Source organism: Bacteroidia bacterium (genome assembly GCA_019695265.1).
In the GTDB taxonomy this organism is placed as follows: Bacteria; Bacteroidota; Bacteroidia; order JAIBAJ01; family JAIBAJ01; genus JAIBAJ01.
This window is the reverse complement of record JAIBAJ010000049.1, coordinates 1-25,578: the sequence shown is the minus strand read 5'-3', so window position 1 is coordinate 25,578 and position 25,578 is coordinate 1. Positions and strand designations below refer to the sequence as shown.

Annotated in this window: 17 protein-coding genes; 12 read left to right on the top strand and 5 right to left on the bottom strand. The window is 41.1% G+C overall.

The features are described from left to right. The coding region (locus K1X82_08765; protein MBX7182189.1) for a helicase SNF2 at positions 1-765 on the top strand (765 nt) is incomplete at its 5' end. 95 nt (positions 766-860) lie between these two features. On the opposite strand, the gene K1X82_08760 is transcribed toward K1X82_08765, so the two are convergent. The 3 genes from K1X82_08760 to K1X82_08750 all read right to left on the bottom strand — a co-directional run bounded on the left by K1X82_08760 (position 861) and on the right by K1X82_08750 (position 7,890). Next, complete coding sequence (locus tag K1X82_08760) at positions 861-3,710, bottom strand: FG-GAP-like repeat-containing protein (GenBank protein MBX7182188.1); 2,850 nt, start codon at positions 3,708-3,710, stop codon at positions 861-863. Positions 3,711-3,755: 45 nt separating this feature from the next. Next, entirely contained in the window at positions 3,756-5,696 is a 1,941-nt protein-coding gene (locus tag K1X82_08755; protein ID MBX7182187.1) for a T9SS type A sorting domain-containing protein, read from the bottom strand. A 607-nt stretch (positions 5,697-6,303) separates the two neighbouring features. Then, complete coding sequence (locus K1X82_08750; protein MBX7182186.1) at positions 6,304-7,890, bottom strand: T9SS type A sorting domain-containing protein; 1,587 nt, start codon at positions 7,888-7,890, stop codon at positions 6,304-6,306. 154 nt (positions 7,891-8,044) lie between these two features. On the opposite strand from K1X82_08750, the gene K1X82_08745 reads away from it, so the two are divergent. Beyond that, positions 8,045-9,238 (top strand): anthranilate synthase component I family protein, encoded by a 1,194-nt coding sequence (locus tag K1X82_08745; protein MBX7182185.1) that lies wholly within the window; start codon positions 8,045-8,047, stop codon positions 9,236-9,238. A gap of 1 nt (position 9,239) precedes the next feature. Here K1X82_08745 and K1X82_08740 read toward each other — a convergent pair whose 3' ends face one another. Further along, entirely contained in the window at positions 9,240-9,674 is a 435-nt protein-coding gene (locus K1X82_08740; GenBank protein ID MBX7182184.1) for an SPOR domain-containing protein, read from the bottom strand. Positions 9,675-9,924: 250 nt separating this feature from the next. On the opposite strand from K1X82_08740, the gene K1X82_08735 reads away from it, so the two are divergent. The 8 genes from K1X82_08735 to K1X82_08700 all read left to right on the top strand — a co-directional run bounded on the left by K1X82_08735 (position 9,925) and on the right by K1X82_08700 (position 21,099). Continuing rightward, on the top strand, positions 9,925-11,190 hold the full coding sequence (locus tag K1X82_08735) for a c-type cytochrome (protein MBX7182183.1): 1,266 nt from the start codon (positions 9,925-9,927) through the stop codon (positions 11,188-11,190). Positions 11,191-11,229: 39 nt separating this feature from the next. Next, positions 11,230-14,343 carry a TAT-variant-translocated molybdopterin oxidoreductase gene (locus K1X82_08730; GenBank protein MBX7182182.1) on the top strand — a complete coding sequence of 1,038 codons (3,114 nt, stop codon included), beginning with the start codon at positions 11,230-11,232 and terminating at the stop codon, positions 14,341-14,343. A 42-nt stretch (positions 14,344-14,385) separates the two neighbouring features. Next, positions 14,386-15,762, top strand: coding sequence for a polysulfide reductase NrfD (nrfD, locus tag K1X82_08725; protein ID MBX7182181.1), 1,377 nt, complete (start codon positions 14,386-14,388; stop codon positions 15,760-15,762). A gap of 20 nt (positions 15,763-15,782) precedes the next feature. After that, positions 15,783-16,307, top strand: coding sequence for a DUF3341 domain-containing protein (locus K1X82_08720; protein MBX7182180.1), 525 nt, complete (start codon positions 15,783-15,785; stop codon positions 16,305-16,307). Between the two features lie 17 nt (positions 16,308-16,324). Beyond that, positions 16,325-16,915 carry a cytochrome c gene (locus tag K1X82_08715; protein MBX7182179.1) on the top strand — a complete coding sequence of 197 codons (591 nt, stop codon included), beginning with the start codon at positions 16,325-16,327 and terminating at the stop codon, positions 16,913-16,915. 79 nt (positions 16,916-16,994) lie between these two features. Next, complete coding sequence (locus K1X82_08710) at positions 16,995-18,140, top strand: quinol:cytochrome C oxidoreductase (GenBank protein MBX7182178.1); 1,146 nt, start codon at positions 16,995-16,997, stop codon at positions 18,138-18,140. Positions 18,141-18,168: 28 nt separating this feature from the next. Then, entirely contained in the window at positions 18,169-19,242 is a 1,074-nt protein-coding gene (locus K1X82_08705; protein MBX7182177.1) for a cytochrome c oxidase subunit II, read from the top strand. Between the two features lie 39 nt (positions 19,243-19,281). Next, positions 19,282-21,099: a cbb3-type cytochrome c oxidase subunit I gene (locus tag K1X82_08700; protein ID MBX7182176.1), complete on the top strand. Its 1,818-nt coding sequence runs from the start codon at positions 19,282-19,284 to the stop codon at positions 21,097-21,099. Between the two features lie 625 nt (positions 21,100-21,724). Here K1X82_08700 and K1X82_08695 read toward each other — a convergent pair. Beyond that, the gene (locus K1X82_08695) at positions 21,725-22,345 is read right to left on the bottom strand and encodes a response regulator transcription factor (GenBank protein ID MBX7182175.1); all 621 of its coding nucleotides are present in this window, start codon (positions 22,343-22,345) and stop codon (positions 21,725-21,727) included. 86 nt (positions 22,346-22,431) lie between these two features. Here K1X82_08695 and K1X82_08690 point away from each other — a divergent pair, with 86 nt between their 5' ends. Together K1X82_08690 and pheT are read left to right on the top strand one after the other, a co-directional pair. Continuing rightward, entirely contained in the window at positions 22,432-23,643 is a 1,212-nt protein-coding gene (locus tag K1X82_08690) for an insulinase family protein (protein ID MBX7182174.1), read from the top strand. Between the two features lie 451 nt (positions 23,644-24,094). Then, on the top strand, positions 24,095-25,578 hold a 1,484-nt coding region (pheT, locus tag K1X82_08685), incomplete at its 3' end, for a phenylalanine--tRNA ligase subunit beta (GenBank protein MBX7182173.1).

Genomic DNA, 25,578 nt, shown 5'->3' with positions numbered 1-25,578 from the left:
TTTATGCTCCGTCGTACCAAAGAGCAAGTTGCTAAAGACCTTCCGGAGAAAACCGAAATGGTTCTTTGGTGCGAAATGGGCGCTAATCAACGTCGGGTGTATGATGCTTTTCGCAACGAATACCGCGACTTCCTTATGCAACGTATCGCCGATAGCGGTTTGGAACAAAGCAATATGCACGTTCTGCAAGGTTTAATGCGTCTACGTCAAATTTGCGATAGCCCCAGCCTGATTCCCGATAACCGTTACCATACCACCGAATCAGTTAAAGCCGAAGAATTAATTAGGGAAATAACCGAAAACGTGAGCAATCACAAAGCCTTAATTTTCTCTCAATTTTTAGGTATGTTGGATATTATGGCCAAAAAGCTAACAGAACATGGTATCCCGTTTGCCTACCTCGATGGTAAGACTAAAAATCGCAAGGAAGTAGTAGAAAAATTCCAAAACGACGAGGATTGCAAAGTGTTCCTCATCAGCCTTACTGCAGGTGGAACAGGTCTGAACCTAACTGCTGCCGACTACGTGTATATCGTTGATCCCTGGTGGAACCCGGCAGTTGAACAACAAGCCATCGATCGTACCCATCGCATAGGCCAAACAAAAAACATCTTCGCCTATAAAATGATTTGCAAGGATACCGTGGAAGAGAAGATTTTGCAACTCCAAGAAAAGAAGAAAAAACTTGCCGGCGATATTGTAGGTGACGACACTGCCTTTGTGAAAAAACTTAGTAAAGAAGACATTGACTTTTTGTTTAGCTAGGCTCAACAAAAACAATCAAATGCAAAAACCAAATTCAGGTAGTTGAAACGCCCTACCCGAATTTGGTTTTTGTAGTTAATAAGAGGCTATTGAATCTATCGAATTACCAATTTCTCTGTCCTTCTACCTTGCTCATTTTCAAGTGAAACCTGGTAAATTCCGGCACTCAAACCAACCAGATTAAGCTCGGTTTTGGCACTTTTAAGTTCAACTTCATGCAAGGTGCGTCCGGTCAAATCTAGCACACGGGCAATAGTTCCCTGAAATTGGGTAGTATTTATTTCGAATTTTCCGGCCGTTGGGTTAGGATAAATTCCAAATCCTTCCAAACTGTTTTCTTCGGCCGAAACGGCTAAATCAACATTAACCTCGGTGCGTTCGGTTGTACATTCCATGCTTGGATCCTGAACCTTCCAGTCGTAGAAGTAATAGTAGTACTGACTTCCTATACTGTTACCGGTAATGCTCATACGTCCGTTCAGGGTATATGGGTAAACTCCGCCTACATTGTTACGTTTTAAGCGTGGAGTGCTTCCTCCGTTGTTGTTCGGAATTACCTGATTATAACTTGCATCAGTAGAAATAGAATAGTTTGTACCCGGATTTAAACTCCAGTTCAGATGCAAATCCATGGAATCAGGTGAGATGGTAAATACCTGACTATATACCAAACCACCATTTCCGTCAAATAACTGAATGTTACGATCTCCGGGTAAATCGGTGTAAACTCGTACCGAAACAAGCGTTACCGGAGAGTAAACATCGAAATAGGTGATTGCATTGGTATTGTTGTCACCACTGTATTGGCTGGCACCGCTTGGCATCATCATTCCTACATCATGAGTGGCTCCGGTAAGGGTTTCTGTGCCTTCCACGTAATAAGTTGTCAGGCTTTGAATCACCGGAGTAGTATAAGTATTTCCCGTTCCCAATACATTCCCTCCAATCGGAGCATCGTACCAGGTAAGGTTATTTCCGGTAGCGGAAAGGGTAACACTCTGTGGAACCGGAATAATATAATTCTGACTCACAGGTGCATTTTCTGCCAATACCGTAATATCCACCGGATCTGAAGTCCAGTTTTGGCAGGCTCCCTGTATGGTTAATACATAACTTCCGCTTTGGGTTACATCAATGCTTTGGGTGTTTTGTCCGCTTGACCAGCTATAGGCCAACGCATTGGATGGACCGGAAAGGACCACAACACTTCCACGGCAAACCTGCAAATCCCCATTGACCGAAATCGAAGGGGTTTCATCGGGAGCAATCTGTAAATAAATGGTTTTTGAAACAGAACTGCATGCATTTCCGCTCAAACTAACCCTAACCCCGTATTCACCCTCTGTATTCACGGTTATGCTTGGAGTGGTTTCTCCGGTTGACCATACATAAGAATAACCGGCACCGCTTGGAGCATTCAGAGTTAAATCCTGTCCAACACATAATACCATTGGACCGGTTGAACTTAATATGGCTTCAGGTGAAATACAAGTACTTTCAGTAATGGTTAAAAATTGATCAATAGCCGGATTTTGGATGGTTTGTTCAATACCCGATGGCCAATGAATAACAACTGAATCAATTGCAGTTGCATTTCCTAACCCAAAATGAAGTTGCGAAGAATTTTGAGTGCCATAACTTTCTCCTGCTCTTACTTCCCTAACTTGTACTCCCCAGGTACCATAAATCATGGCTTTGGCACCTACTGCACCAATATTGGTGGCGGTTCCTTTTAAGGTAAGGGTAAAAAAGTGGTTTTCGTTGCCATTGTTTACCCACAACATATCCGCTATGGAACTCGGTGTGGTGTAGATAGATCCATAACCGGAATATATATCAATAAAACCGTCGTGGTTCAAATCTCCGGTGGCAAAGGTGAGCATGCCTGCATTCATTAGGTTGTCGATTCGGGTAAATGTTTTATCCCCGTTGTTGTGAAAAAAGCGAACATCAGAACCGGAAATCAATAAATCCACAAATCCATCATTGTCAAAATCTTCCATTACACTTTCAATCGGGGTAATGTCAGAAGTAGTAAATCCGGTTGTGGCTGTAATGTCGGTATAATGGCCGCTTCCATCGTTTTCCAAAATCTGACTTTGGTAATCATGGTTGGTTAACATCAAGTCAAAATCTCCATCGTTATCAATATCTCCAAAACTGGCCGTCCAGGTTTGCCAGCCAATGTTTAAACCATAGGCGGCAGCATTTTCAGTAAAAGTTCCATCACCATTGTTAACAAACATACGGTTTATCCGGCGTAAATCCGTTGGGTCACTGCTGCTTTGACGGCAATGTGCAACATACAAATCCTGATCTCCGTCGTTGTCGAAATCGGTCCAAACGCTGCCATAATTTCCGCTATCAGCCGGGTCTCCACCATAATTTATGCCCGGATTCAGGGAGGTGTTTATGATGCCCGAAATCTGTAAATTTCCGGCCCCGTCGTTCACATATACATGAGCCGCAGCATTGTCATCACAGCAAAATACATCAATCCAGCCGTCGTTATTAAAATCTCCAAATGTCACATTTTGTAAAAAATAATTGGAATTCGGTAAGGATACCAAAGTCGAACCATTGCCTTGGTTATTACTCATTAATATTTTTACTGCCGGACCATATCCTCCCGCCAAAACATCTAAATACCCGTTCTTGTCAATGTCAGCTACCGCCATCCCCCACGACCAACCTGAACCTTCTCCAAAACTTCCCAATGACACATTTTGAAATTGTGAACCCGTTTTTTGAACATGAACCACTACCGAATTTCCCTGATCCAATGCAATAATATCGTCTAATCCATCTCCATTCCAATCTACTACAGCGGTGCAAACTCCACTGTGAGCATTGCCAGTAAATCGGGCAACACCATTCGTAAAGGCGGTCTGTGCCATACTTGAAACAGATGCCCCTAAAAGTATACAGGTAAACAATTTTTTCATTTGTTGGGTATTTTATCTTGGGTAAATGTACTACTATTTTTATAACTAAATGCTCAGAATTCTTTGGGTATATTCTCCGGTAACTGTTTGTATCTTAAGAATATAACAACCCTTTCTCCCCGGAAGGTACAACTCCAATCGCTTGGTGTTTGCCGGGTTTTTTATCCACCTCACCATATTTCCTTCCAAATCGTAAACCTTAATCTCAACTAGCCGAGTTCCGGTTTCTATATTAAATCGCCCATCTGTCGCTGGCATAGGCCAAACCTTGGGTTGATTCTTCCCTTTGGAATACCACGATACCGGCAGTATCGTCAGGGAATCCTTGTCCACTGTAATCAAGCTTCTGTCTGAGTTCAAATACATTTCTTTCCAGGAATCAATTTCGGCAGAACTCAACATAAACATTTCATCAAACCACGATGGCATAACTGTTTGATATAACATTTTGGCTACAACCTTTACCTCACCGGAATATCCATGTAAGGCCAGGTGATAGTAAATCTCATCTGTTCCACTTCCTTCTATTCCGTTGATATGGTTAAAATTGGCATCCGTGGCTGCCCCTCCAACAATTTGAACTGTATCATAACTTGCATGGGTAGTGGTAAAGCCCTGTGGAACCAATCGGTTGTCTTTCAAATGAATGGCTGCTCGTTCCAAAACAGTTGTTCGGTTTCCGTTTACATCGCCCATAATCATCTCATATACCTGAACTTGGTCGGCAGAGGTAATTAGGTCATAATGTGGCTCAAATGGACTATCAACCCCAACTACATTTCCAACTGCATCCGATTGCCCTGAAATAAACAAGGTGTCTCCTGTTTCTCCAATCAGTGTTACTTGCAAAACCGCTCGCCTCGATGGATACCCACTCGGAAATTTATGCCCGGCCTTGTTTTCCAGCTTTACCTTCACATACACCGTATCATTGGCCATCGAATCCAAATGGGTGCTTAATTGCAAAGTTTGTCCTAATAACATTCGGTCAATGGCTGCTAAGGTGGAATCAAAATTTGCATCTGGTGCAGAAATCGATAAACTGTTTTTATTTTGTTTAATCAACTCCACCATGTACCTGTTGGCCCCGGCAAAACTATGCAGGTTAAATGGTGTGCGGGGTGTTATCGCGAGGTAACCCACAGCAATCCGCATGGGATCCTCCACCTGTGGCATGTGGCATTTTTGACATGTTTTATTCTGCGATGGATACACCGAATTTTTCCATTCATGAAAGGTTGCTTGCTCCACAAATACTCCACCGGTTGGGTTTCCTTCTAAATCTACAGTATGGGAAATAAGGGTATGACAAGGCGAACAAAATTCACCCGAACTTACATGTTGACTATAGGTTGGTGTTAATCCAACATACAATTGCATTGGACCCGCCATTGGGTTTTCAAATGGTCCATATTCAACCCGGTTGGTGTCAAACGGAATAATTCCTGTAAACGTACTTCCCAGTCCATTAGGGCCAATAGCATGGCAACCACCGCATCCCACTCCACCTAATCCAAGGGAGTCATGTACTACTTCTGCCAAAGTATAAAATTCGTGTCCTTTAAACATCGCAGAATAATGTCCCATCGGCGCATGGCAGCGGGTACACAAGGTTTGTAGTTCATTGCTATGTGCCGGATTGGTCAAAATTTCCTGACTTACTTTGGCTCTCCACAAAGGGTCGTAAGCGGACAAGCCCATCATCGAGGTTTCCCAGTCGTCAAACAGGTTCACATCTTTTCCGCTTTCTGTTACCATGGCAATTCCCTGTGGATCATGTCCGTGGCAGCCCTGGCAACGGTATGGTGTAAGGAAATATTCCCCTGGTTCAATAGGGCTGGCCAAATGTTTACGAAAGCTGTCCAGTTGTTCCGTGGTATGAAATCCTAGTCTTTTTTCCTCTGGCCTTGGGGTAGTCATCGAAAGTAAAGCAGCTACACCCATTAAAACGCTCAGTACAGTAAGCTTAATCAGGTAATTTTTCATCAATACCCAGTTCGGTTTGGTTAGGGTAAAAGTAGTTTATTTTAAGATAATTTGGCGGGCCCCTTTTTGCGGCATTATTTCGTGCAAACTCCCGGTTTAATTTATCGCAAAAAGGTCACGCTTTCCGCAGTACTCCTCGCCCCAAAAGTGTTTGGGGCTGTGGGGTACTTGCTTCAATCGTTGCCCGGGGTGCAAGGCCGGAGGGTGGCGCTTTTTTCAATAATTTGGGGAGCCTTATGGTTGCAAAAAATTAAATTTTCCAACAATAGTGGCTATTCCTTGCCAACATTTTGGGTTTGCACCCCGGGTAGGGATAGTAGTGGAAAGCCCACAGACGCACGCGGCGATAGCCAAGGGCGGCGAGGACTTGGAACGGATAGCCCGACCTGAGCCTTGCACCAATCAAAGGGAAGCGTGACATGTTCTAGGCGAAGGGACCCGCCAACTATTAAAAAATAGAGTTAATTCCTGTCTTGTTTTCTATTAACAGTATAATAATGTATAAAATGGAGGCCGAAGGAACTTGTTTTGGATGTCTACTAAAGTGGAGGGCATAAAAAAAGGCTGCCTTTTCAGAACAGCCTTCTTTACTTTTATTCGGACTATACTATTTTACAAATATTTTTTTGCTAAAAAGGCGATCGCCATTCAACATATTAATTACATAAATGCCTGGGGCAAGGTCTCCAATAAACATTGGACTGGTATTGTTACCTTTTACAGAAGCATTTCCGTTGGTGCTGGCGATTAATTTACCCGACATATCGAATAAGGAAGCTTCAAATCCTTCGTTTTGCTCAGCAGTAAATACCAGGTTCAAATTGCCTTCGCCGGTAGGGTAAGCATTTTGAAAGCTAAATTCGATGTTGTCGTTGGATTGACAACCGGTAGCAACTAAATCAGAATACTCAACGCTTCCGTCTAGGTCAACACTTTTAATGCGGTAGTATGCAGTACCGGAATAAGGGTGTTCATCTTTGGCATAGTAGGAGTGAAGGTTGTTTGAAAAACCAACTGCTACTACTTCTGTAACTTTGTCGTAGTGGATACCATCCAAGGTTCTTTCGATTTCGTAATGACTTACGTTAATTTCAGAGGCGGTAGTCCAGGTAAGGCTTACGTTGTTGCCATTACACTCTCCGGAGAAGCTCACCAATTCAATTGGAAGAGGATTGCTGTTGTCGGCAAGTGTCCAGGTATCGAAATAATCCAATGGGTTGGCAATATCCAAGGTTACGGTTTTAGAACCGGTATTTGGTGGAGGGCTGTACAACCAGTCACCCCATTTGCCTAGTGCAGTGTTAAAACGTTGTGCGCGAAGGTTGGTTTCCAAGGCTCCGTCCATTTCTCCAGTCAAATATTTAAATACATATTTACCTTTAGGATTGGTGGTAAATCCGTTAGGAGAGATAATCCAGAAACGGTCATATACTTTAGCTGAGTTATCTACTCCGGCATCGTTGGTAACGTGTGTTACACCGGTTGCAAATGGAGTATTGCCTCCGGCAGTAGGGTAGGTAGCGAAATCGATGTAACCGCTTCCAACACCTGCAGCATTGTCAACATTGTAAATGAATTTAATATCGCTGTTAGAGTTGGTTCCGAAAGGTATCTCATAAGATCCTGTAGAGGTTCCAAGGTTCCAGCGTAAAATGCCATAGCCGGCTGCCGGGGTAGTTTCGCTGCGGATAAAACCACCAGCATTATCTATAGCAGTGTTACTTGGGTTTGTAATGGTCAAGCGTTTGCTGTTTAACTCAATGGTTACGTCGTTTAGCTCTAAAACCCCTGAAGGTGAAGCAAAACCTCCTCCTATGGTGGTATTTACACCTAAGATTTTATTGGCACTTCCAAAATCCATATATACATTATTGAATTTTGTTTCGGAAGTTCCACCAATAGTTTGAGGAGATGAACCATAAAATCCAACATAGCCGTCGTTCGTTGTAAATACCCCGTTGGCTGCATTGTTGGTCCAGTTTCCGGTTAATTTAATAGCTCCACTGTTAGTTACGGCACCGTCGGTACCACTCACCGTGGAATTAACGTAATCCTCTGTGGATACAAAGGTACCGGAGCTGATGTTAATCTTAGCTCCGCCATTTACCAGTTTGGTAGATTGGGATTTCGTAATTTCTGGTAACGCCGAAATTACAGTGATTGCCAGTAGTGAATTGCGATAAAATTTTAGCATAGTCTAAAAGCTTATGTGAACAAAAGTAACTTTCTAACACCAACCATCAAAATATATTTACAAAATATCTACGAACGACCGGTTTTTTTATCTTGCCCACCAAGAATATACATTACTTAGAGCCAAATTTAATGCAACTTTGCTTTGGTTTTACATGGATTCACAAAAATTAAGTCAATTAGTGCAGGGATTATGGAATCAGCCATCTGATTTTGCCTTGCTATTATCCAATTCTTCCGGACATAATTTTCCGGTGGAGAATGAATTTCTGCTTGGGGTGTCTGACGATAATTCTCCCGCATCTAAATGGCCTGAATCTAATGGTGCTTGGCATTTTGGTTGGGTCCCCTATGATTATAAGAATAAAGTGGAACCATCGCTCTTTTCAAGCAATCCCTCCTTTTTGCCTTACTCTGAACATCCCGTTTTTTTTGAAGCCAAATCGGTATACTTCACCTTAGAGTCGGCTTGGTCGGCCTATGGACAAAACAACTCCGAATCCTTTTCCGAACCAACGGAAATTTCCATACATCCCGGTGTAGATTTGAATAGATTTTTGGAGATACTCCACGAATTAAAATTGCATATCAAGGCCGGGAATATTTATGAGATAAACTATTGTATTCCCAGTGATGGATCCTATAAAAATGTCGACTGGGCAAATCTCTTTATTCGATTAAATGCTTTAGCTCAGGCTCCATTTTCTGTTTTTTCCAGAATAGGTAATACCCTGATAATTTCCTTAAGTCCGGAACGTTTTTTCAAAAGAGTTGGTCAGGATATTTGGGTGCAACCAATGAAAGGTACTGCCCCCAGAAGTCAGAATCGTCAAGCTGACCAAAGCCTGATAAGCGAACTAAAAACGAATGAAAAGGAAAGAGCCGAGAATTGCATGATTGTGGACTTAACTCGAAACGACCTTTCTAAAATTTGTTTTCCTGGCAGTGTGAAGGTCAATGAACTCTGTGGCGTATACACCTTCCCCAATGTGCATCAGATGGTTTCAACCGTTCAAGGCCGGTTAATGGAAAATTATACCCCGGAAAACTTGTTTAAGTCCTTATTTCCAATGGGATCCATGACCGGTGCACCCAAAGTAAAGGCGATGGAATTAATCGAACAGTACGAATGTTTTGCCCGTGGACCTTTCTCGGGAAGTTTTGGGTATGTTGGACCAACTGGAGAATGCGATTTCAATGTATTGATTCGCAGCATCTTTGTCAACCTTACGGAACAAAAGTTCTTCTATGCCACCGGTTCGGCCATCACCATTAATTCAGATCCTGAAAAGGAATGGGAAGAAGTACAATTAAAAGCCGGAATTTTACAACAGTTGGCTATCCCCTGAATTAATTTTCAATTGCAGGAAATTGAATTTCATCCTTTACAACAAAGGCATTCGGAAAAACGGACTGAATTTCCTTTAAACAATGATAGGCCTCCAGTTTGGTCCGAAAATCACCCACCCGAATTTTAAAATTGGGAGTTTGAAAAATTAAATAGGCCGGGTACTTGGAAAATTGACTCAAAAAAGTGGTTTTGGCATCGTTGGCTTTCTTTTTTGCATCGTTTCCGGATTCAGAAAGTACCTGAACTCGAAAACCTTCACAAGTTTTTTTGGACGAAGACTCGTTAATATAAGTTTCAACCAAGGTCTTAATTTCGGACGATTCGTTAATAATCACACTGCCTTTTCGAGTGGAATCTCTTTCTTGGGAAAAAGAAAAAAATACGTTTCCTATTATAATGCATAGAGTTAGGCAGGGTAACAAGATCCAATTCATAAATGCAAAAGTAATTATTCCATGCATTGAAGGGAGATTTATTCGGAATTTCAACCTCATTTTTTTTGGAAAAAGTACCTAAGTTTTGACCTTTCTTATTTAGAATTGTTCTAAATTAGTAAATCTTTAAAAAAAGTTAATCACACTTCTCGTGTGTTTCTATTTTTGCGGCGGAATTTTGGAGGGTTTCTCCAACGTTCCGAAACACTAAAAATTAGAGAAATCAATAGGTTCAAACCGCGAAGGCTCCATGAATTTTAGAAAACATTTACTTCTATTTACCTTAGTCCTATCCGTTTTTTCTGCGTCAAATGCGTTTGCTGCAGCGGATGGAAAAGCAATTTTTAAGGCGAATTGCTCTGCCTGTCACAAAGTAACCTCCGAGAAGGTCAACGGTCCCGGTTTGGAAGGAATCGCCGGTCGAGTTCCTTCCCCAGCCAAAGATTGGTTGACCAAATGGGTGAAGAACAACATCAAACTCAGAGAGTCTGGTGATGCTTATGCCGTGAAGGTTTACAATGATAACAACAAAGGCGCAATGCCAGCATTTGAATACCTCAGTGATGAGGACTTGAATGCGGTTGTTGACTACATTATTGCTCCACCAAAAGAAGAGCCTAAAGCGGGCGCTCCTGTTGCTGCTGCAGAACAAAAAGCTGCTCCTCAGGATGATAATACAGTAACCTACATTTTGTTGGGTCTGTCCTTATTATTTATCTTGGTCTTCTTGTTTACAGGTCGTATTAAACATAACCTTGAAACAGTAATTGCTGAGAAAGAAGGAACTACTCCGCCGGAGTTGCATGAAGGAATGGATGGAGTTCGCTATTGGATGGCCAATAACAAGAGATTAGTCGCTGTTGGTGGTTTCCTAGCTGTTCTTTGGGTATTTAAATTAGGATGGGACGCCATGATGGGTGTAGGTGTTTATGTTGGTTACCAACCTGAACAACCAATTAAATTCTCCCACGAATTACACGCCGGTGTTAACAAAATCAATTGTCAATACTGTCACTCTGGTGCTGAAAGAAGTAAACATGCAGGTATCCCTTCAGCCAATGTTTGTATGAACTGCCACAAAGCAATAACCAGTGGTCCAAACACAGGGAAAACCGAAATTGCTAAAATTTATGAAGCATTGGATTACAATCCTGCTACTCAATCCTATGGTCCAAACCAAAAACCAATTAAATGGATCAAAGTTCATACCTTGCCTGATCACGTTTACTTCAACCACCAACAACACGTTTCGGTTGGTAAAGTGGAATGTAAAACCTGTCACGGTGCAGTTGATTCCATGGCAGTTGTTAGTCAACATGCTCCTCTAACGATGGGTTGGTGTGTTAATTGCCACAGGGAAACTCAAGTTACTATGACTGGTAACCCTTACTATGATGACATCAAGCACCGTTTCAATAAATATTTGAAAGCGAACAACCAAAAATCACTTGACCGAATGGAAAAAGTAACCGTTGAAACAATGGGCGGTACCGAGTGTTCCAAATGTCACTACTAATCTGAAACTATTTCAAAAACTCTTTGCATAATCCCAACGATGAGCAATAAAATATACTGGAAAGGTCTAGAACAACTAAATCCTAGCGAATCTTTCAAAAAATCAGTAGAGTCTGAATTTCCTGAGAATGCTAAAGTAGAAGAGCTACTTGGCCACGAGAAAGTTGGAGAAACTTCTACAAACCGTCGTGATTTCCTTAAGTTTTTGGGATTCTCCACTGCTGCCGCAACCTTAGCAGCCTGTGAAGCTCCTGTAAACCGTGCGATTCCATACTTAAACAAACCGGAAGATATAACTCCCGGTGTAGCCAACTGGTATGCTTCTACCTTCTATGATAGCAATGACTACGCAAGCATTCTTGTTAAAGTTCGCGAAGGTCGTCCTATTAAAATTGAAGGTAATAAAGTGTCCGGTTTTTCTAAAGGAACCGTAAATGCCAGAATTAACTCCTCCGTTTTAGGTTTGTACGACAGTGGTCGTGCTAAATCACCTGAAGCCGGCGGACGTCAAATTAGCTGGTCTACTCTTGATTCGGAAGTTAAATCAAAATTGGCTGAGATTAGCGCCAAAGGTGGTAAAATCAGAGTTTTAACTTCAACTATCATTAGTCCTTCAACCAAAGCATTGCTTGCTCAGTTTAAGGCAAAATTCCCAACTACTGAGGTAGTTACTTACGATGCAATTTCGTATTCCGGATTAATTACTGCCAATGCTGCCAGCTTTGGTAAATCCGTAATCCCTGATTACTACTTCGACAAAGCAAAAGTTATCGTAAGTTTCGGAGCAGATTTCCTAAATACTTGGTTAAATGGTAATGCATTTGCTAAGGCTTATGGAAATACCCGTAACCCAAAAAACAAGGCTATGAGCCGCCACTTCCAATTTGAAACCGCGCTTTCTTTGACCGGTTCCAATGCGGATGTACGCGTAGCAATTAAAGCCTCTCAATCTGCTAAAGCTCTTGTTAATCTCTACAATGAGTTGGCTAAGAAAGCCGGTGCAGCTACTTTAGCTTCTTCCGGAACCGAAGCCGATAAAGCTATTTCAAAAGCTGCAAATGAACTTTGGGCAAATAAAGGGGCATCTATCGTTGTTGCCGGTTCCAATGATTCAAATGTGCAAATCATTGTTAATGCAATCAATGCATTACTTGGAAACTATGGTACTACCATTGACCTGGATAACCCGATCAATTTGCGTCAAGGCGTAGATAGTCAGGTTATCGCCTTATTGAATGATATGAAAGGTGGTAGTGTTGATGCTCTGCTAATAAATGGTTGCAACCCTGCTTATTCTTTAGCCGGTTTTGCTGAAGCACTTCCAAAAGTAGGCTTAAGTGTTTATTTTGGTGATCGTGCAGATGAAACAGGTTCTTTAACTAAATACCTGGCACCTTCCAACCATTACTTAGAGAGTTGGGATGATGCCGAGCCAAAAGCCGGTTTCTACAGTATTACTCAACCAACCATCGCTCCTTTGTTCAAGACACGTCAAATGCAAGAAAGTTTGATGGCTTGGGCTGATATTTCCGGAGATTACCATAGCTTTATTAAGAACTTCTGGGCTACTAGCTTACTTTCAAAATCAAGCGCTGGCTACAGTGCAGATGAATTCTGGGTTCGTTCTTTACAAGGTGGAGTTTTTGAAACTGCATTGGCTCCTGCTGCTCCGGTAAGCAATGTAGCCGATTTAAATGCTGCCGCTGCTGCCGCTACCAAAGTTTCAGGTGGAGCCTTTGAATTAGTCATTTACACTAAAACCGGAATGGGTGATGGTGCTCAGGCCAATAATCCTTGGTTGCAAGAGCTTCCTGATCCAATTTCTAAATATACTTGGGATAACTATGTTGCAATGGCTGTTCCGGATATGGTTAAATTAGGTTTAACTACCTTCCAAGATGGTGATAACTGGGAAATGGCCGATATGGTAGAAGTTACTGCCAATGGTAAATCGGTTAAACTACCTGCAATACCTCAACCGGGTCAAAAAGCCGGTACCATTGCAATCGCCTTGGGTTATGGTAGAACTAAAGCCGGTAAAACAGCGGATGGAATTGGTGCTAACCTATTTAACATGGTTTCTAGCAGCAATGGTTATTTCGAGTACACAAATCTAAATGTGAGCGTTTCTAAAGCCAACGAGCAATACCCGGTAGCTGCTACCCAAACTCACCACACGTTGATGGGTAGGGATATGGTGAAAGAAACATTGTTGGCCGATTATATTAAAGATCCAAAATCCGGAAACCCTGATAAAAAATTGCAAACTACCAACCACGGTAAAGTAGCTGCAACTAAAATCAATCTTTGGGATGATCATCCAATCGAAAGAGGTCACCGTTGGGGTATGACAATTGATTTGAATTCCTGCATCGGATGTGGATCTTGCGTAACAAGTTGTACAAGTGAAAATAACGTTGCCGTTGTTGGTAAAGATGAGGTTAGAAGAAACAGGGAGATGCATTGGATGCGTATCGACCGTTACTATACTTCTGAAATGACTGAAGAAAGGGCAGAAGAAGAAGGAATAGGTGCAATTGATAAGTTTTTGGCAATGGAAGATGCATCCGAAAATCCTTCAGTAGTTTTCCAACCAATGTTGTGTCAACATTGTAACCACGCTCCTTGTGAAACAGTTTGTCCAGTCGCAGCTACAACACATAGTAACGAAGGTTTAAACCAAATGACTTACAACCGTTGTATTGGTACCCGTTACTGCGCTAACAACTGTCCATATAAAGTGCGTCGTTTCAACTACTTTAAATATTTTGATAACGAGCAATTCCCATTCCATTTCAACGATGATTTGGGTAAAATGGTCATCAATCCGGATGTTACAGTTCGTTCACGTGGGGTTATGGAGAAATGTTCTTTCTGCGTTCAACGTATCCAAGGTGGTAAGTTAAGAGCTAAGAAAGAAGGTCGTAAGATTAACGATGGTGAAATCCAAACTGCTTGTCAAACTGCTTGTCCAACCAATGCAATTTTGTTTGGTGACTTGAATGATGAAGCAACTGAAGTAGCAAAAGTTTCTAAAGATGAACGTGGTTACCACATGTTAGAGGAAGTAGGTATTCAGCCAAACATTTGGTACATGACCAAAGTTCGTAACCGTAGTGTAGAAGAAAACAAAAACGTTAAAGTTTTTAGTTAAAATTAAAAATCTCAGATACTAACTTAAATAGTAGAAGCGTAAATGGCAAGTCACGAATCAAATTACAGGGAACCCTTAATTTTAGGTGAAAAAACCTGGCATCAAATCACTGAGGATATTTCCTTTCCGGTGGAAGGGAAAGCCAATAAATGGTGGTGGATTGTTTTTAGTTTATCAGCCCTTACCGCCCTTTATGGTATTGGTTGTTTAGCCTACACCATTGGTACAGGTATAGGAACTTGGGGAGCAAACAAAACAGTAGGTTGGGCATGGGATATCACCAATTTCGTTTGGTGGGTTGGTATCGGTCACGCCGGAACCCTGATTTCAGCTATCTTATTGTTGTTCCGTCAAAAATGGCGTATGTCTATTAACCGTTCTGCGGAGGCGATGACCATCTTTGCGGTTATTTGTGCTGCCATCTTCGTAACAATGCACACCGGTCGTCCATGGTTAGATTATTGGTTGTTTCCACTTCCAAACCAATTTGGTTCGTTGTGGGTTAACTTTAACTCACCATTGATGTGGGACGTTTTTGCGGTAACTACCTACTTTACCATTTCCTTGGTATTCTGGTATTCCGGTTTGATTCCTGATTTCGCAACTATTCGTGACAGAGCTCAAATGTCTGGTAACCCATTGCGTCGCAGCATCTACAATGTATTGAGTTTTGGATGGAGTGGTAATGCTAGAGCTTGGCACCGTTTTGAAGAACTTTCTTTGGTGTTGGCAGGTTTATCAACCCCACTTGTACTTTCGGTTCACACCATTGTATCCATGGACTTTGCTACTTCCATTATTCCTGGATGGCATACCACCATTTTCCCTCCATACTTTGTGGCAGGTGCGATCTTCTCCGGATTTGCCATGGTATTAACCTTGTTGTTAATCGTTCGGAAAGTATTGAACTTGGAAGCTTATATTACTTTGAATCACGTTGAATCGATGAATAAAGTAATTACCTTGACCGGTTCTATTGTAGGTGTGGCTTACTTAACCGAGTTGTTTATTTCTTGGTATTCCGGTGTAGAATATGAGCAATATGCTTTCTTGAACAGAGCTACCGGTCCGTATTGGTGGGCTTACTGGAGCATGATGACATGTAATGTTATTACTCCACAGTTGTTCTGGTTCCGTGGAATACGTCGTAACTTGATTGCCACTTTCATTATTTCTATCTTCGTAAATATTGGTATGTGGTTTGAACGTTTTGTAATTATCGTTACCTCACTACACCGTGACTATGTTCCTTCAAGCTGGTTGATTTATCACCCAACTTTTGTAGATATCGGAATCTTTATCGGAACCAATGGTATCTTCTTTACTTTGTTCCTTTTATTTAGTCGTACCTTCCCTGTAATCGCGATGGCTGAGTTAAAATCCATCTTGAAATCATCAGGTGCACAATTCAAACACTAATCAGAATAGCAATAAGTTAAATGAGCAATAAAATCATATACGGACTATTTGATGACGACGAAAGGTTGTTAAACTCTGCCAAGGAGTTGCGCAGAAATGGCGTACGCATCAAAGATGTATTTTCTCCATTTCCTGTTCACGGAATCGATCCTGTTATTGGTGTACCAAGAACTCGTTTGTCCATCGGTGCCTTTGTTTACGGTGCTACCGGACTTTCCTTAGGTGCATTAATGTTGTGGTACATGATGATTCATGATTGGCCGATGAACATTGGTGGTAAACCAAACTTTGCCTTTTATTTGAATTTGCCTGCTTTTATTCCACCATTGTTTGAGATGACTGTATTTTGTGCGGGACACGGCATGGTAATCACCTTTATGTTAATTAATAAGTTATATCCAGGAAGAGAGCCTCATAATCCGGATCCAAGAACTACGGATGACAAGTTTATGATGCAAATCAACCTGAGTGATAACAAAGTGGAAGAAGAAAAGATTAAATCAATTCTGCAAACCACTGGTGCAATTGAAATTTCTGAAAAATAATTTGTGGTAATTTGAAAATGAGAATTCCAAAAATTTCCAATCTAGGTTTAACAATCGCTGTAGGTGTTGGTATAGCCATCCTAGGGACTTCCTGCAGGAAACAAGCCTTAAGCCCCGGTTATGAGTATATGCCCGATATGTACCGCCCGGTGGGTTATGAATACTACAATGTTAATCCTAACTTCGCTGATAGCGTTACCTCCAGAGGTCCGGTAGATGGTACTGTTACCCAAGGAAGCTATCCGTATGAAGGAAATCCTATTAATTACATTCCCTATAGTCTGAAAGTGGAAGATTATGAGCTTTCAGCAACCGTAGTAAATCCGGTACCTGCAACTCCGGAGAGTGTAGAAAAGGGAAAAGAATTGTATACCAAATTTTGTGTTCATTGCCATGGTGAACAAGGAAAAGGAGATGGAAGTATTACCCAAACCGGTAATTTCCCACCGCCTCCGGGATACAGCACGGTTCTAAAAGATTTGCCAGAAGGAAAAATGTTCCATACCCTTACCTATGGTAAAGGTTTAATGGGTTCACATGCTTCTCAACTATCCAAATTGGAGAGATGGACCGTCATTCGTTATGTTCAAACCTTGCAAAAACAGTAATAACCTAGCTTAGATCGAAATTAGAATGAATCTGAATTATAACTTTACAGACAATAGCAAGAAGCTTACCTACGGCCTAATGGGCGGGGGACTTCTACTTGCCTTGATTGGTGCATTTACCATTCATGAACATGCTGATACTCGCGTTTGGGCTAACCTGTTAGTGAATGGCTTTTACTTCATGGCCATCGCTTTAGGTGCGACCTTCTTTATTGCTGTGCAATTCGTTGCAGAGGCTGGTTGGTCTGCCGGTTTGAAACGTGTTCCGGAAGCTATTATGCAATATCTTCCTATCGGTTCTTTAGTAGTGCTTATTTGTATCCTTGCCGGACAATTTCACTTAAATCACTTGTACCATTGGATGGATCCGAATTTGTATAACCCTGAATCGGAACATTACGATGAAGTAATTGCCGGAAAGCAGGGCTTTTTTAACCCGGTTTTCTTTTGGGCTCGTATTTTAGCCTATTTCGTGGGTTGGACTTTGTTTATGAGAGCTTTCCGCAAACGTTCTTTGCAAGAGGATCTTCAAGAAAGTTTTGTTAAACATAGAAAATCCATGGACTTTGCTGCTTGGTTCCTAGTGTTTTTTGCAGTTACTTCTTCTACCATGGCTTGGGATTTAATCATGAGTATTGATACCCACTGGTTCTCTACCTTGTTTGGTTGGTATGTTTTTGCAGGAATGTTTGTTACAGCAATTACTACCATCATTCTTACGGTAATTCACTTGAAAGAAAAAGGTTACTTTGAGCATGTGAACGAAAACCACTTGCACGACTTAGCTAAGTTTATGTTTGCATTCAGCGTTTTTTGGACTTATCTATGGACCGCTCAATTTTTGTTGATTTGGTATTCTGATATTCCGGAGGAGGTGACTTATTACCTTGATCGTTGGGAAAATTACAAAGTACTTTGGGTATTAAACCTTGTAGTTAATTTCTTGTTTCCTTTCTTGGTTCTTATGACCAGAGATGCTAAAAGACGTTGGGGTACCGTTAAATTGGTTGGATATGTAATTATTATTGGTCACTGGTTAGATGTTTACATCATGGTGATGCCTGGAACAGTGAAAGAACATGGTTCAATTGGTTTATTAGAAATTGGAATGTTATTGGCCTTTGGCGGTTTATTTATTTTCGTAATTCTCAGCTCTTTAGCTAAAGCCCCATTGGTAGCTAAAAACTACCCATTCCTTGAGGAATCTAAACATCACCACGTATAATCTAAATTTACAGTAAAAAGATCAGACAATGAATTGGTTATTAATACTTACAGTTGTATTGGGGGTGCTAGCTCTGGCACGTCTAATGAAAGTAATGGAGATTTCTGCCATCTTACGTGGCGAAGATGTGAATGAACTTAAAGAGAACGATTCCAAAGTTAATGCCTTGGTTTGGGTTGTTTTTGGAATTGGCTTTTTTGGCTTTTTTCTATGGCAAGTAGATAAGTATGCTGAATTATTATTGCCAATAGCAGCTTCAGAGCACGGTGTACAAACAGATAAATTGTTTGCAGTATCTCTTTCTATTATTACAGTGGTGTTCTTTTTAACCCACTTGTTTTTATTCTATTTTATTTATCGCTACTATTCTAAGAAAGGTCAAGTTTCTTCCTTTTTCTCTCACAGTACTAAATTGGAATTGATTTGGACCGTTGTACCAACAGTTGTTCTTACCTCTTTGATTGTTTACGGTATTCAAACATGGAACAACATTACTACTCCTGCTCCGGAGGATACTCCTATCATTGAGCTATATGCCAAACAGTTCGACTGGACTGCACGCTATGCCGGTAAGGATAATAAACTTGGTAATTCTTCTTTCCGTTTGATTGAAGGTGCTAATGACCTTGGTATTGATGTGAATGATCCAAACGCAGCAGATGATAAAATTGTACGCGGAGAATTTCATATTCCGGTAGGAAAACCAGTAAACTTTTTATTTCATTCACGTGATATTATACACAGTGCATATATGCCTCACTTTAGAGCGCAAATGAACTGCGTTCCCGGTATGACTACTCGTTTTCATTTCGTGCCAACAATTACAACTGCCGAAATGAGAGCTAAAACCAATAACGAGAATTTTGATTACCTTGTTCTTTGTAACAAGATTTGTGGTGCTTCTCACTACAACATGCAAATTAAAATTGTTGTTGATACTCCGGAAGAATATGAGCGTTGGTTAGCTGACAAGAAGACTTTCGCTGAGTCCAATGCTCCAAAAGAAGAAGCAGCTCCGGCTCCAGATTCTTTAGCAGTTGGTACAGACACTTTAAAAGTTAAACCAGACAGCACTTCTGTAGCAGTTACTACAGGTCACTAATTTATTAATAGTATTCATTAAATCTGAATTTAAACATACATGTCACACGCTGAAACATTGGAACACGGTCACAACGATGCACACGGTCATGATCATGAGCATTTTCATGACGATCATCACGAAGAGTCGTTTATCAGCAAGTATATCTTCTCGCAAGATCATAAGATGATCTCTAAACAATTCCTGGTTACTGCTGTAATTATGGGAGTTGTAGGTATGCTTATGTCAACCTTCTTTAGGTTACAGTTGGGATGGCCCGGTAAAGGTTTCCCAATTTTGGAAACTTTCCTTGGTAAATGGGCTCCGGGTGGAGTTCTTAGTCCTGATATGTACCTTGCCTTGGTTACTATCCACGGAACTATCATGGTGTTTTTTGTACTAACCGGTGGTTTAAGTGGAACATTCTCTAACTTATTGATTCCATATCAAATTGGTGCTAGAGATATGGCTTCCGGTTTTATGAATATGTTATCCTATTGGTTCTTCTTCCTTTCTTGTGCTATAATGATGGTTTCATTATATGTTGAAAGTGGACCTGCTTCTGCCGGATGGACTGTTTATCCTCCATTAAGTGCATTGCCTCAGGCTATTCCGGGTTCCGGATTGGGTATGACGCTTTGGTTGGTTAGTATGTCTCTTTTTATTGTTTCATCTTTGTTGGGTAGCTTAAATTACATCGTTACGGTTATAAATTTACGCGTTAAAGGGATGTCGATGACTCGTTTGCCTTTAACTATTTGGGCATTCTTGGTAACAGCAATTCTTGGGGTTCTTTCTTTCCCTGTACTTTTTGCCGCTGCATTGTTACTAATTTTCGACCGCTCCTTTGGAACTAGTTTCTACCTTTCTGATATCTACATCAGTGGACATGCATTGGAGCATACCGGTGGTTCTCCAATCCTTTTCCAACACTTATTCTGGTTCTTGGGTCACCCCGAGGTATATATCGTATTGCTTCCGGCACTTGGTCTAACATCTGAAGTAATTTCTACTAATGCTCGTAAACCAATCTTTGGTTACAAAGCTATGATTGGTTCCATTTTGGTTATCGCCTTCCTTTCTTGTATCGTATGGGGGCACCACATGTTTGTTACCGGTATGAATCCTTTCTTAGGTTCTGTGTTTACCTTCACTACCTTGTTGGTTGCGATTCCTTCAGCGGTAAAAGTGTTTAACTACCTTACTACGCTTTGGAAAGGGAATATTAAATTTACCCCGGCTATGCTTTTTGCTACCGGTCTGATTTCAACCTTTATCACCGGTGGATTAACCGGGATTATTCTTGGTGACTCTGCCTTGGATATCAATGTTCATGATACCTATTTCGTAGTAGCTCACTTCCACATTGTAATGGGAGCTTCTGCTATTTTCGGGATGTTTGCCGGTGTTTACCATTGGTTCCCACGTATGTATGGTCGTCAAATGAATAAACAACTAGGTTATATTCACTTTTGGACTACCATCGTATGTGTGTATGGCGTATTTTTTCCAATGCACTTCTTAGGTTTGGCCGGTGTTCCTCGTCGTTACTATTCTAATACCGAGTTCCCATTGTTTGATAGCCTTTCAGATATAAACGTAATGGTTTCTACCTTCGCTATCCTGGGTGCTTTGGCTCAATGTGTTTTCTTATTCAATTTCTTCTACAGCATTTTCAAAGGTGCTAAGTCACCTCACAATCCTTGGAAAGCAAACACTCTTGAGTGGACTGCTCCAATGGAACATGTTCATGGTAACTGGCCCGGTGCTATTCCTGAAGTACACCGTTGGCCTTATGACTACAGTAAGCCTGGAATGGATGAGGACTTTGTTCAACAAACCGTTCCTCTTAAACCGGGTGAGACCGATGGTCATTAATACCTGACTTTAACGTATTAGCCTCGTCGTATGACGGGGCTTTTTTGTTTTAGGATTGGTGGGCCGGCATGCTTGCCTTTATCCAAGTTGTTCGGATTGCCGGATGCTTTTTGTTTTTATCGAATGCAAGTCTGTAATACCAATGCTATATCGATTGTACAGTATGTTTAGTCCAATTTTAGGTTTTAATTCCTATTGAAAATAGGCTTAACATACTGTATACCTGGTATTATTTGAGAAATAGTCCAAAGTCTATTTCGATGATTACAGTGGTAAATGCCGAGGCTAAAACTATTTTGGCCAATGATTGCATAGCCAAATGGGACTAATTCAAAATTGCTATTGTATTAGTAATAGGTTTAGTAAGCCCTATCTCAATATTGGATGGGATTGAATATCATGTCCCAAATGAAACCTTTTAATCCGTGAAAGGCTGTTTGGAAAAGGTAAGTTGGGGTTTGCACCTCGGGCAACGATAGAGGCAAGTAGCTCCAAGCCAACGCAGCGTTTAGCGGAGTGGGCTTGGACTACAGCCGATAGCGTGACCTGAAGCCCAATGGTTCTTTTTGGGGTTTTGCCGGAAGGTAGGTGGGCGAAAGGGGCCCGCCAAAATCTTAGAAAAAATTTATCGGTTAAATACTTTATTAATTGCCTCAGTACGGGAATTTACTTGAAGTTTTTCGTAAATATTCCGGATGTGGGTTCGTACAGTTTCAGTACTAATGAAGAGAATATCACCTATTTCTTTGTACCTCAGTCCTTTGGAAAGATGACCCAGGATTTCTTGTTCACGTGCTGATAATTTCTCGGCATTTTGATTTGGTTCGGCATGTCCGAAAGATGCCACCACCCGGCGAGCAATTTGTGACGACATAGGAGAGCCACCTTTATGGACATCCATTAAAGCATCGAGTAATTGAGATGGACGCGTAGTTTTAGTAAGATATCCTGTAGCTCCGGCTTTTAAGGCATTGAACACCGAATCCGGATCTTCCAGGGAAGTGAACATGACAAATTGGGTATCAGGGAAATTGGGTTTTAATTCCTTCACTGCTTCAATTCCAGATTTTCCTGTTAATTGGATATCCACCAAAACAACGTCAGGTTTTATCCTCGGAATGGAGGAAATAGCCTCTTCCGTTGATTCAAATTGCCCAATGCAGGCAAAACCATCGCTTCCGTTGATAAGTATGCTTAGACTGCTACGAATGTCTGTTTCGTCTTCGATAATGGCTACTTTAATCATGTATATTTTTATGCAATGTTACGCATTCGAAAATATTGTGACTTACTACTTTAGTGGTAAACATTAATTCTCGAAATTTGCAGTTGATGATTCACGAATTCAACAATGGAATTAGACTGATTTATTTTCAGGCGGCAACCGAAGTCTCCCATTTAGGGGTTATGGTTAAAACAGGGAGCAGGGATGAATTGGAAAATGAAAATGGTTTAGCCCATTTTATTGAACATTGCATATTTAAGGGGACTTCCAAACGGAAAACAGTCCATATTTTGAGCAGGATGGATAGTGTTGGAGGCGAGCTTAATGCTTATACAACAAAAGAAGAAACCACCATTTATACTTCTTTTTTAAATGAGTTTTTTCCTAGAGCAGTTGATTTGCTTTCAGATATTTTGTTAAATAGTACATTTCCGGAGAAGGAGATAGAGAAGGAAAAGGCAGTGATACGGGATGAGATAAATATGTATAAGGATAATCCATCAGAAGATATTTTTGATTGTTTTGATGAGCATATTTTCCCGGATCATCCATTAGGTAGGAATATTTTGGGGACAGTTTCCAGTTTAAAGTCCTTCAAACAAAGCCATTTGAGAGATTTTATCAGACGTAATTTTTCCAATTCGGAGTTGGTGGTAAGTTATGTAGGTAATTTGCCATTTAACAAGGTTGTAAAACAGGTAGAACAAGCATTTGAATCTGCTGATTTTTCTGGAAATGTAGCCGGTAGGGTAGCACCCAAGGCAGGAAATTTAGAGAAGAAGGTGGTGAAGAAGAAGTTAAACCAAGTGCACCAGGTAATTGGCAAGGCAAGTTATGATTTGTTTCATCCCAATCGATTGGCCTTTACTTTGGTAAATAATATTTTGGGTGGTCAAGGCATGAACAGTCGCTTAAATTTGAATATCAGGGAAAAATATGGCTTTTGCTACGCGATAGATTCCAGTTTTCATGCTTATTCCGATTCGGGAATTTTTAATTTGTATTTTGCAACGGATGCTAAGTATTATCCAAAAACCAGGGAATTGGTTTTGAGGGAATTAAGGAAATTTGTGGAGAAACCATTAACAGATAATCAGGTTAATCAGGCCAAGATTCAATTGAAGGGTCAATTGGCCTTGTCTCAACAAAATTTACAGAACCGGATGCTGGCGAATGCTAAGAGTGTGATTTTGTTTAATGAGCCTAATCCGCTGGCTAAGACATGGAGAGAGGTTACTGCATTGACTGCTTCTCAATTGAATGATGCCTCCGAGCAGATGTTTGGGGATTCTGAGTACATGGAGTTGGTTTTTGAATAGTCATGGATTTGCGACTATTTTTAGAATTTGTTCATATTCTAACTTGAAGGTTATACGGCCAATTCCTTATAAGTAATCTTTTTGATTTTCTTCAAATGGCACTCAAGAAGAAGGTCTAATTTTATAATTCATAGTATGCGGGCCCCCTCCGCCATCCATTTTTTGTAAAATTTCCAGGCAGTTTGCATGGGCGTTCGGGTCACGCTTTCGACTGTAGTCCAAGTCAACTCCGCTAAATCGCTGCGTTGGCTTGGAGCTACTTGCCTCAATCGTTGCCCGGGGGTGCAAGCTACAAGCTGATTACTAACCCAACTGGTCGAGGTATCTAATAATCTTCAGCAAGGGGGGAACTTTGTTTAACAGCTTTTGGGTTTAAGGTTGTTATGTTTTCTCCGGAGCAAGCAAGGGATTTATTTACTTTGCAGTCTCCTAAAATTAACGAAAATACGACATGAAAATTTCTTACAAGTGGTTATCTGAATATGTGGATTTGAAAGGCTTGGATGTGGATCAGCTAAGTTCTGTTTTAACCGGTTGTGGATTGGAGGTTGAGGGGGTAGAAGAGTTTCAGAGCGTTAAGGGAGGATTGAAAGGTTTGGTAATAGCGGAGGTTTTGGAGAAGTGGCCACATCCGGGTGCTGATCGTTTAAATTTAACAAAAGTAAAATTTGGTGAAGGCGAGCCGGTTCAGGTAGTATGTGGTGCACCGAATGTTGCGGCCGGACAAAAAGTGGTTTTTGCCCCGGTAGGTACTATGGTGTATCCATTGGAGGGAGATCCATTTGAAATAAAGCGAGCTAAAATTAGGGGGGAGGAATCATTAGGGATGATATGTGCGGAAGATGAGATTGGCCTTGGCAAATCGCATGATGGAATAATTGTGTTGCCGGATGATGCTCCGGTTGGAGTTTTGGCGGCCAAGTACTTTAATTTGGAGAATGATACAGTGATGGAAGTTGCAATTTTGCCTAATCGTTGCGATGCTGCTTCCCATATTGGTGTTTTAAAGGATTTGGTTGCTGCATTAAATTCTGCATCCAGGCAGGATGGGAAAGTTGATGCGTATAGCATAAATTATCCGAAAGCTGATTTAGATGTTAATACTTTACCAAATCAAAATCCAATACTAATTCAGGTAGAAGAATCCGGTTTATGTCCGAGATATTCCGGGCTGTATTTAAGTGGCATTCAGGTAGGCCCCTCTCCGGAATGGTTGAGACAAAGGTTAGAAAGTATTGGTCAAAAATCTATCAACAATGTGGTGGATGTAACCAATTTTGTTTTGCATGAAACAGGACAACCATTGCATGCTTTTGATGCGGAAACCATTGCAGGCAACAAGGTTGTGGTACGTAAAGCTGTAGCAGGTGAAAAATTCACTACACTTGATGGAAAAGAGAGAATCTTGAATGGAGAAGAGTTAATGATTTGTGATACCGAGAAGCCAATGGTTATTGCAGGTGTATTTGGAGGGTTGAATTCAGGGGTAAGCGAAGCTACTACTAAGGTTTTTCTGGAAAGTGCTTATTTTGATCCCAGCTCCATTCGGAGGACTTCCAAGGCGCATGGGATAAAAACGGACAGTTCATTTCGATTTGAGCGAGGAACAGATCCGAATGCCACTGTTTCAGTATTACTAAGGGCGGCAGATTTGTTGTGTAAGGTTTGCGGAGGAAGGGTAGAATCGGCGGTTCAGGATGTTTATCCTACGGAAGTACTTCCTGCTTCCATACGCTTGGAATGGTCGTATTTGGATGTACTATTAGGAGTTGCTTTGGACAGAAAAGAAGTTAGTCAGGTATTATTGGATTTAGGATTTAAGATTCGGGAGCAGAGTTCTGCTTATTTGGAGTTATTGGTTCCAACCGCCAAGAATGATGTAACCAGAGCAGCAGATGTTGTAGAAGAAATTATTCGGATATATGGGCCAAATCG